Genomic DNA, 7,204 nt, shown 5'->3' on the forward strand with positions numbered 1-7,204 from the left:
AGGCCATGATCACCGCGCTCGCCGCCGCCAAGGCCTACGCCAATTCGGGCGCCATGGGCGTCGGCTCCGTCGGTTCGATCGGCGGCGGCCAGAAGAACGGCCTCGACTTCGGCGACATCCTGAAGTCGGCCATGACCGACGCGACCAAGGCCTCCAAGGTCGCCGAGCACAAGATCGCCGACCAGGTGGCCGGCAAGGCCGAACTGGTCGACGTCGTGACCGCCATCAGCTCGGCCGAGGCCAGCCTGGAGACGGTGATGTCCGTCCGCGATCAGGTGATCTCGGCCTACCAGGAAATCATGCGGATGCCGATCTAGCGGCTCAGCGCTAGAGCCAGCTGGGCGTAGAGCGGAATGCCCAGCAGGATGTTGAAGGGGAAGGTGACCCCCAGGGACAGCGTCAGGCAGAGGCCCGCGTCCGCCTTTGGCAGGGTCAGCCGGATCGCCGCGGGCGCGGCGATGTAGGAGGCCGAGCCGGCCAGGGTCGTTAGGGCCGCCAGTTCGCCGTTACGCAGGCCAACCAGCCAGCCCAGGCCCAGCGCCAGGGCCGCGCCCATCAGGGGCAGGACGACACCCATCGCCACGACCGCCGGCCGCACTTCGCGCCAGGCCCGCAGCCGCTCGGCCGCCGTCACGCCCAGCTCCAGCAGGAACAGGCACAGGACGCCCTGGAACACCGGGCCGACGAAGACATTCAGCTTGGCCGCATTCGGCGCGGTGGCGATCAGGCCGATGGCGAAACTGCCCAGCAACACCACGGCGGCGGGATTCAGCAGCGCCTCGTGCAGCAGTTTGCCTGTTGAGGCCGAGCGCGCTTCGTTCGGCGACATCAGCTTGGCCAGGGTGACGGCGACCAGCACCCCGGGCGTCTCCATCAGGGCCAGAACCGCCGACATGTAGCCGGCCGGATGATGACCGATGGATCCCAGATAGCTTTGGGCGGCCGCGAAGGTCACGACCGAGACCGAGCCGTAGTGCGCCGCGACCGCCGCGCTGTTCAGGCTGGTCAGGCCGACCTTTCGCATCGCGCCGTAGGCCAGAACGGGCAACAGCAGGGCTAGGCCCAGGCCCGCGACGGCGGCGCTGACGAAGGTGGGGTCCAGCCGGTGCGCGCGGGCCTCCGCCCCGCCTTTGAAGCCGATGCACAGCATCAGGTACATCGACAGGAAGCTCATCGCCCCCTTGGGCAGCCGCAGCGGCGAGCCGGCCAACGCCGCCCCCGCTCCAAGCACGAAGAACAGCACCGCCGGCTGGGTGAGATTGCCGGCGGCCTGCGCCAGACCCTGGGCCAGATCCATCTGAAAGAGCTCCTTGCCGCGCCCCCTGAACGAGGCGCGGCGGTGCTCTAGCCAAGCTTGATCAATTCGATAAGATAATCCTCCGCATGCTAATCATGACGAATTGTAATGGCTGGACCGATGCCGAACGCGACGAATCTCGACCTCGACCTGGTCCGCGCCTTTGTCATGGTCAGCGAAAGCCGCAGCTTCACCCGCGCCGGCGAGCGCCTGGGCCGCTCCCAGTCGGCGGTCAGCCTGCAGGTGCGGCGGCTGGAGGACCTGATCGGCGAGCCCCTGTTCCAACGCGACGCGCGCCGGGTCAGCCTGACCGACAAGGGCGAGGTGTTCCTGGCCCAGGCCCGGCGGCTGCTGCGGGTCAATGACGACATCGTCGCGGCGCTGGCGGCCGACGAGGTCGAGGGCGAGGTCCGGATGGGCGCGCCGGAGGACTTCGCCACCGCCCATCTGCCGGCTGTGCTGGGCGCCTTCGCCCGCAGCCATCCGCGCATTGCTCTGTCGGTGACCTGCGACCTGACCCTTCGCCTTCTGGACAAGATGAGCGCCGGAGAGCTGGACCTGGCGCTGGTTAAACGCGAACCGCTGGGCGGCGAACTGGGGGTGCGGGTCTGGCGCGAGCCGCTGGTCTGGGTGGGGCGGGACGGCGAGGACCTGGCGTCCAGCAAGATCGTCTCGCTGATCGCCGCGCCGTCGCCCTGCGTCTATCGCCGCCGCGCGACCACGGCTCTGGACGAGGCCGGACGCGCCTGGCGCATTGCCTATACGAGCCCGTCGGTGGCGGGGCAGCTGGCGGCGCTGCGGGCGGGGCTGGGCGTCTCGGTCCTGCCGCGCGCCATGGTCCCTGACGACCTCGCCATTCTGGCCGGCGAGGCGCCGCCCCTGGCCGACGGCGAGATCGCCCTGATCCGCAATCGCGAGGCTGGTCCGGCGGCCGATCGGCTGGCCGAGCACGTGCTGGCGGCCCTGGACCGCGCGGTCGCCCAGCGGGGCTGAACCGACGAAAAAAGAGCCGCGCCCGGAGGCGCGGCCTTCAAGTCGCTCGGGGGAGAAAAAGCAAAAACGCTACGCTCACAGACGCAGGAACGCGCGGGCGACCGATAAGAGCCCGCCCCAGACGATTGCGTTCAGCACGGCCGCGATGAACACCGCGACGCCCAGCGGCCACTGGCGGGGCCGACGGGCGCGGGGATCGAACGGACGGGTCTGCGACGCGAGGGGCATCAAGCGCTCCTTAACCATGCGCCCATGGTCGAGATTGACTCGGCTTTCGCGAACCGGACGACCTGTCGCGCGCCGCCTTGTCGCACCCCGGCTTTGATTTCCGGCTTGGAACCGGCGAAGGTCGATTCTCAGCGCCGCCCGGAGCCCGCATGACCGACGCCATCGTTCTCGACCGGGTGAGCAAGGCGTATGGCGGCCAGACCGTCCTGGGGCGGACCGACCTGCGCATCGCCAAGGGCCGCTTCGTCGCCCTGGTCGGCGGATCCGGCGCGGGCAAGACCACGTTGCTGAAGCTGATCAACGGCCTGATCACGCCGACCTCGGGGCGCGTGCTGGTCGATGGCGAGGACATCGCCCTTCGTCCTGGTCCGGCGCTGCGCAGGGGCATCGGCTATGTCTTTCAGGAGACCGGCCTCTTCCCCCACATGAGCGTCGCCCAGAACATCGGCATCACGCCGACGCTGCTGGGCTGGCCGAGCGAGACCATCGCCGCGCGAACGGCGGAGCTGCTTGATCTGGTCGCCCTGCCGCGCGAGCTGGCCGATCGCGCGCCGGCGCAGCTCTCCGGCGGTCAGCGCCAGCGTGTGGGCGTCGCCCGCGCCCTGGCCGCGCGGCCGTCGATCCTGCTGATGGACGAGCCGTTCGGCGCCCTGGACCCGGTGGTCCGCGTGGCCCTGGCCGACGACGTCCGGCGGCTGCACGAGGCGCTGGGCCTGACGACGGTCATGGTCACCCACGATGTGGGCGAGGCTCTGCTGCTGGCCGACGAGGTGGTGGTGATGGCGGATGGGAAGGTGCTGGCCCACGCCCCGCCGCGCGCGCTGCTGGCGGGACATCCAGACGCCGTGGTCGCCGACCTGATCGCCGCGCCGAAACGACAAGCTGAGCGCCTCGCGGAGCTGGCCCGTGGCTGATCGTCTCGACGCCGCGCTGGCCGTGCTGCCCGAGCGCCTCGGCTGGCATGTGGCTTTGTCCGCTTCGGCCCTGGCGCTCGGCCTCGCCATCGCCCTGCCGCTGGGCATCGCCGCGGCGCGCAGCCCGCGCCTGAAGTGGATCGCCCTCGCCAGCGCCGGGCTGGTGCAGACGATCCCCAGCCTGGCCTTGCTGGCCCTGTTCTATCCGATCCTGCTGTTGCTTTCCGGCCTGGCTGAGAGGGGCCTGGGCCACGGCTTCCCGGCCCTGGGCTTCCTGCCGTCGCTGCTGGCCCTGACGCTGTATTCGATGCTGCCGATCCTGCGGAACGCGGCCGCCGGAGTTTCGGGCATCGATCCGTCGGTGGTCGAAGCAGCCAAGGGCGTGGGGATGACCGATCGCCAGCGGCTGTGGCGGGTGGAGCTGCCCCTGTCCGCGCCGGTGATCATGGCCGGCGTGCGCACGGCGGCGGTCTGGACGATCGGCGCGGCGACGCTGTCGACGCCGGTCGGCCAAACCTCGCTGGGCGACTACATCTTCTCGGGCTTGCAGACCGAGGACTGGGTGGCGGTGCTGGTTGGCTGCGCGGCCTCGGCCGGACTGGCGCTGGTGGTCGATGGGCTGCTGGGGCTGATCGAGGCGGGCGTGGCGCATCGCGACGGCAAGCGCCTCTGGGTCGGCGGCCTGGGTCTGGTGATCGGCCTCGTCGCGGCCCTGGCGCCGTTGGCGATCGGTGTGCTGGCCCAAGGGCGGCCGTCCTACGTGATCGGCGCCAAGAACTTCTCCGAGCAGTACATCCTGGCCGAGATGATGGCGGGGCGGCTGGAGCGCGAGGGGGCGAGCGTGCAGCGGCGGGTGAATCTCGGCTCGGCCGTGGCCTATCGCGCGCTCGCGGCGGGCGAGATCGACGCCTATGTCGACTATTCCGGCACGCTCTGGGCCAATGTGCTGAACCGCCAGGACAACCCCGGCCGCCAGGCGGTGCTCGACGGGTTGCGGACCGAGTTGAAGGCGCGCGATGGCGTTCTCCTGCTGGCCCCGCTGGGCTTCGAGAACGCTTACGCCCTGGCCATGCGCCGCGATCGCGCCGAGCAGCTGGGGATCCGGTCCCTGTCCGATCTGGCCGCCCACGCGCCAGAGCTGACCATGGGCGGCGACCTGGAGTTCTTCTCACGTCCCGAATGGGCGGCGGTGGAGAAGGCCTACGGCCTCAGCTTCAAGGCCAAGCGTCAGTTCCAGCCGACCTTCATGTACCGGGCGCTGCAGAGCCGCGAGGCTGACGTGATCTCGGCCTTTTCGTCCGACGGGCGGATCGCGGCCGACGACCTCGTTCTGCTGACCGACCCGAAGGGCGCTCTGCCGCCCTACGATGCGGTGATCCTGGTCGCCGCGAAGCGGGCGGCGGATCGGCGCCTGCTCGAGGCCCTGCGGCCGTTAAGCGGCGCGATCAGCCTCCAGGCGATGCAGGCGGCCAACTACGCCGTCGATCGCGATACGGGCAAGAAGAGCCCGGCCGAGGCGGCGGCGATGCTGGCGCGCTGAGCGCGCCTCAGGCCACGCCTGGCAAACCCGCCGTCGCCCCAATCACCGCGCCCGAGCGCACCAGGGCGTTGGCGGCCTCAAGGTCCGGGTGGAAGTGGCGGTCGTCGGAGAGGTAGGGGACCTTGTCCCGAGTCACGGCGCGCACCGCCTCCAGCACGGCGCTGGACCGCAGCGGGGCGTGGAAATCGCAGCCTTGCGCAGCCGCCAGCAGTTCGATCCCCAGCACCGCGTCGGCGTTTTCGACCATGCCCAGCAGGCGGCGCGCGCCATGGGCGGCCATCGAGACATGGTCCTCCTGGTTCGCGGAGGTCGGGATGGAGTCGACGCTGGCCGGATAGGCCTTTTGCTTGTTCTCCGAGACCAGGGCCGCGGCGGTCACCTGCGGGATCATGAAGCCTGAGTTCAGGCCAGGCTTCGGCGTGAGGAAGGCGGGCAGGCCCGACAGCGCCGGATCGACCAGCATGGCGATGCGGCGCTCGGCGATCGAGCCGATCTCGCAGACGGCCAGGGCGATCATGTCGGCGGCGAAGGCCACCGGCTCGGCGTGGAAATTGCCGCCCGACAGGGCCTCGTCGGCTTCCGGGAAGATCAAGGGATTGTCCGAGACGCCGTTGGCCTCGGTCGCCAGGGTGGCGGCGGCCTGACGCAGCACGTCCAGCGCCGCGCCCATCACCTGGGGCTGGCAGCGCAGGCAGTAGGGGTCCTGCACCCGCTCGTCCTCCTTCAGGTGCGAGGCGCGGATGGCCGAGCCGGCCATCAGGGCGCGCAGGGCGGCGGCGGTCTCGATCTGGCCGGCGTGGCGGCGCAGCTGGTGGATGCGCGGATCGAAGGGGGTGTCCGAGCCCTTGGCGGCCTCGGTCGACAGGGCGCCGGTGACCAGGGCCGTCTGGAACAGACGCTCGGCCTCGAACAGGCCGGCCAAGGCGTTGGCGGTCGAGAACTGGGTGCCGTTCAGCAGGGCCAAGCCCTCCTTGGGGCCCAAGGTCAGCGGCGCCAGGCCCGCCCTGCGCAAAGCTTCGGCGGCCGGGATGCGGGCCTCGCCGACGAAGATCTCACCGACCCCGATCATGGTCGCGGCCATGTGCGACAGCGGCGCGAGGTCGCCCGAGGCGCCGACCGAGCCCTGGCAGGGGACGACCGGCGTCAGGCCCTTGAGCAGCATCGCTTCCAGCAGGCGCACGGTCTCGACCCGCACGCCCGAAGCCCCCTGCGCCAGGCTGGCCAGCTTCAGCACCATCATCAGGCGGATCACCGGAATGGGCGAGGGCGCGCCGACGCCGGCGGCGTGGGACAGGACGATGTTCCTCTGCAGGGTCGCCAGGTCTTCGTCGCCGATCCGGACGCTGGCCAGCTTTCCGAAGCCGGTGTTGATTCCGTAGATCGGCTCGCCCTTGGCCAGGATGCGCTGCACCGCCTCGGCGCTGGCCGCGATCACCGGCCAGGCGTCGTCCGCCAGGCGAGCGCTCGCGCCGCGATAGATCGCCTTCCAGTCCGCCAGCGCCACGTCGCCGGGGTTCAGCACAAGCTCGGTCACTCAGGTCTCCAGAGGCGTCTCGGGTCGGTTCTTTGCACCGCCCTCGAATATGTATAGGCATATTTGCGAACAACGAGGCTTGTCCAGTGACCGACGCGGGAACTCAAGCGGTTTCGGGAGTGACCGAGGCGCCGATGCACCAGCGCATCCGCGCCGAGATCGAGGCACGCATCCGCTCCGGCGCCTGGCCGCCAGGCCACCGTGTCCCCTTCGAGACGGAACTGATGAGGCAGTACGGCTGCGCCCGCATGACCGTTAGCAGGGCCATGACCGCGCTGGTCGAGGCCGGGCTGATCGTGCGCCGCAAGCGGGCCGGCTCGTTCGTGGCGCGGCCCAAAGTGCATGCGCCCGTCCTGAACATCCCCGACATCCAGGCCGAGATCGAGGCGCGGGGCGAGGCCTACGCCTTCCGGCTTCTGGCGCGTGTCGTGCGCGATGCGGATCGCGACGCGCCGGGCGAGTTCGAACTGGCGGCCGGCGGCAAGCTGCTCGCCCTCGACGGCGTCCACGACGCCGGAGGACGGCCGTTCGCCCTGGAGCGGCGGCTTGTGTCGCTGAAGGCCGCGCCGGACATCGAGGCCGCCGACTTCACCGCAGAGACCCCCGGCGCCTGGCTGCTGGAGCATGTCGCCTGGAGCGAGGCCGAGAGCCGGATCAGCGCGGTCAACGCCAACGCCGAGGTCGCCGGCCTGCTGGCC

General features: G+C 70.6%; 8 protein-coding genes. 5 read left to right on the plus strand and 3 right to left on the minus strand.

Translation table 11 applies throughout. From position 1 onward, the window contains the following. Positions 1 to 5 precede the first annotated feature (5 nt). Positions 6 to 317, plus strand: a complete 312-nt coding sequence (fliE, locus tag Q0379_RS20975) for a flagellar hook-basal body complex protein FliE (RefSeq protein ID WP_099536429.1) — start codon at positions 6 to 8, stop codon at positions 315 to 317. Here fliE and Q0379_RS20980 read toward each other — a convergent pair. Continuing rightward, the gene (locus tag Q0379_RS20980; protein WP_299016335.1) at positions 314 to 1,297 is read right to left on the minus strand and encodes a sodium-dependent bicarbonate transport family permease; all 984 of its coding nucleotides are present in this window, start codon (positions 1,295 to 1,297) and stop codon (positions 314 to 316) included. The genes fliE and Q0379_RS20980 overlap by 4 nt on opposite strands. A 120-nt stretch (positions 1,298 to 1,417) precedes the next feature. Here Q0379_RS20980 and Q0379_RS20985 point away from each other — a divergent pair, with 120 nt between their 5' ends. Then, complete coding sequence (locus tag Q0379_RS20985; RefSeq protein WP_299016338.1) at positions 1,418 to 2,290, plus strand: LysR substrate-binding domain-containing protein; 873 nt, start codon at positions 1,418 to 1,420, stop codon at positions 2,288 to 2,290. Between the two features lie 75 nt (positions 2,291 to 2,365). Here the strand turns inward: Q0379_RS20985 and Q0379_RS20990 are convergent, their stop codons facing one another. Beyond that, complete coding sequence (locus tag Q0379_RS20990) at positions 2,366 to 2,518, minus strand: hypothetical protein (protein WP_299016341.1); 153 nt, start codon at positions 2,516 to 2,518, stop codon at positions 2,366 to 2,368. Positions 2,519 to 2,667: 149 nt separating this feature from the next. On the opposite strand from Q0379_RS20990, the gene Q0379_RS20995 reads away from it, so the two are divergent. Both Q0379_RS20995 and Q0379_RS21000 read left to right on the plus strand, forming a co-directional pair. Then, a complete protein-coding gene (locus tag Q0379_RS20995; protein WP_299016344.1) occupies positions 2,668 to 3,432 on the plus strand; it encodes an ABC transporter ATP-binding protein in 765 nt (254 codons plus the stop codon). Beyond that, a complete protein-coding gene (locus tag Q0379_RS21000; protein WP_299016346.1) occupies positions 3,425 to 4,972 on the plus strand; it encodes a glycine betaine ABC transporter substrate-binding protein in 1,548 nt (515 codons plus the stop codon). The genes Q0379_RS20995 and Q0379_RS21000 overlap by 8 nt, the downstream gene beginning before the upstream one ends. Before the next feature lie 7 nt (positions 4,973 to 4,979). Here Q0379_RS21000 and hutH read toward each other — a convergent pair whose 3' ends face one another. Then, complete coding sequence (gene hutH / locus Q0379_RS21005; RefSeq protein ID WP_299016349.1) at positions 4,980 to 6,506, minus strand: histidine ammonia-lyase; 1,527 nt, start codon at positions 6,504 to 6,506, stop codon at positions 4,980 to 4,982. Between the two features lie 134 nt (positions 6,507 to 6,640). Here hutH and Q0379_RS21010 point away from each other — a divergent pair. After that, positions 6,641 to 7,204 (plus strand): UTRA domain-containing protein (locus tag Q0379_RS21010; protein WP_299016358.1); only part of this gene is annotated, 564 nt, incomplete at its 3' end.

Origin of the sequence: uncultured Caulobacter sp. (genome assembly GCF_937900395.1) — a bacterium.
GTDB lineage: Bacteria > Pseudomonadota > Alphaproteobacteria > Caulobacterales > Caulobacteraceae > Caulobacter.